The sequence below is a fragment of the Anaerobiospirillum sp. NML120449 genome, assembly GCF_023051105.1.
Taxonomy (GTDB): Bacteria; Pseudomonadota; Gammaproteobacteria; order Enterobacterales; family Succinivibrionaceae; genus Anaerobiospirillum.
On the sequence record NZ_JALKIL010000092.1, the window covers coordinates 1 to 2,217 of the forward strand.

Genomic DNA, 2,217 nt, shown 5'->3' on the forward strand with positions numbered 1-2,217 from the left:
CATATAGACGGACAATGTTTACGTAGAAGCCCTAAACAATAGATGTTTATAAATGTATGTGATTTACATAGCAGGTTAATATAGTGTAGTTTTGGAAGAAAGTTAGCAGGGGGTCATGATGGTAAATTCATGACTAAAGAAAAGGCGGGGGTATACGTTACTCTTAGTAGTTGCTACAAATTAGTGCATTTGTAGCAACACTAAACTTAAAAAAATGGAGCCCATTATATGACTGTTCCCGCCCAAGTTTCTACCTCTGCACCATTCACTACTCATTTTTCATCCAGGCAAGAAGTGCCTGATGATAAGCCCCCGCTTATTAGCAGTACCGCGAAAACACTCGCTATGATTCTTCCTTGGCCAGCTCTGACAGACCTGTTTAACATTGACAGTGTAAGAGCTGTATTGCTTGAGCATGGCTTTGTTCCTAAAACATACAAGAACTCGATATGGCATACAGCCGGGGCCTGGATGCTGTCTGCTGTCTTATGTTCTCTGATGCGCAACTGCTCAAAAGAGCAGATGTATTATTACTACAGGTTTCTGTGTGATCTTGAAGGTGTTGAGCCTGTTTCATTCAAGACCATGAGCCGAGCCATGAAACAAGAGGCTGCAGTTTCAGCAGCAATAAGAAACATGTCACTTTCCTTAGCTGGAGAGCTCAGCAAAGAAGTCTACGGCAATGACCTGAATACTCTGGGGCGCCAGCTTCTGGACGCTGTTAATAAGTTCGCCCCTGAAATTACACGTATTATGGCAGGTGATGGCAGCGATCGACCACTTGCTCGTGAGAAAAACGAGGGCGAGACCAAGGGCACTACTATGCCTGGTCGAAAGGCCCATTCAATCATGGATTTAGTGCTGGGAGTAATTGTCTATTACATTATGGGCAGCTCTGTCTCCAATGAAAGAGAAGCTCTTATATCGATGATTACTAACGACCCATTAGCTGCAGGAACCCTTTATCTGCTTGATGCAGGCTATTTATCTAAGGAGGTTAGAGCTTGCATCATAAGAGTCGGTGCCTACTACCTTATCAAAGCACGCAAGAGCATTAATGTGCCTGTTGTTCGTGCAGTGGAGTATGACTGCTACAGAGACGAAAACGGGATTTATCAGATAGCTGATGAAGGTCGAGAAGTTCCTTTGAATGGCTCTATGAAGGTTAATGAACTCAGAGAAAAAGGACTTATATCTTATCCTGTAACAGGTAGGGATGGTTACCTGACAGGTAAGTCCTATGTGCTCATCCGTGCAGATGGAACCAAGATTCTGATGGTGTTCAACCCTGAGAACAAGTCATTTAAGAAGGATGAGACCAACTCATGCTGGGTGTATTTTGAAACAAATCTATCCGATGCATTCAATGTCCGTATCATGTCAGTCTTATACAGACCAAGATGGCAGATAGAGATCAAGTTTCTCTGCCACAAGAGCCATGGGGGCATGGATTGTGGTAAGTACCTGAAGCATCATTCAAGTGACTTTTTTGTAAGCGCATCTATGATTGCTGACTGCATTAAGATGTACATAGCCCTGATGTCATCATACTGCTCAGAATCACTTGAAAGCCGTAAGAACGCCGTTCTAACTGGCACCCCTTCCAAGTTAAATGTTGATGTTTCAAGTAAGAAAACTGCATCCAGACTGAGTTTAGATGCTCTTTTCTATATCCTCTGCAACATGCCTACAGGAAGCCTGGTATCACCTCGTGCTCGCAGGCATGGTACATATAGGTTCAGAAGCATAGCTGATGCTGTCAAGCCTGGTCGGGTATCGTCACTTGCCATGAGTCAAGGCAAGTCACTCAGAAGTACGATCAAGGCAGTAGAGAGCTATGCCCAAAAGCAAGCAGGTACCTGTACTGGCAATGAGTGCTTACCTGCTTAGCTGGATATACAAGCACTTCTCCAAGCACAAGGCTTGGTTAAAAGCAAAACTAACAACGGCTGTACAGTAGCCCTGTTACGAGCACTGACAGCATGAGGGGGCTTATGGTGCAACGCACCGCCATAGCCCCATAAGAGTGCCATGGTGTACGCACCTCCCTGGCCTGAGTTACCAGCTGCCTGTAGCACCATAACAGGTCAGCAAATAGGCGGTAGCTGAAGCTACATTACAGGTCAATCCTGTAGACTTTTTGAAGAAAAATTTTTTTTTCATGGTTCAAAAGGTCCAATGGAATGTGCGTCCTCCAAAACATTGTCCGACTATATG

General features: G+C 44.5%; 1 protein-coding gene. It reads left to right on the top strand.

The genetic code is table 11. The annotated features are described in order from the left end of the window. Positions 1-228: 228 nt before the first annotated feature. Positions 229-1,890 carry a transposase gene (locus MXE41_RS12900; RefSeq protein WP_247100874.1) on the top strand — a complete coding sequence of 554 codons (1,662 nt, stop codon included), beginning with the start codon at positions 229-231 and terminating at the stop codon, positions 1,888-1,890. Positions 1,891-2,217: the final 327 nt, after the last annotated feature.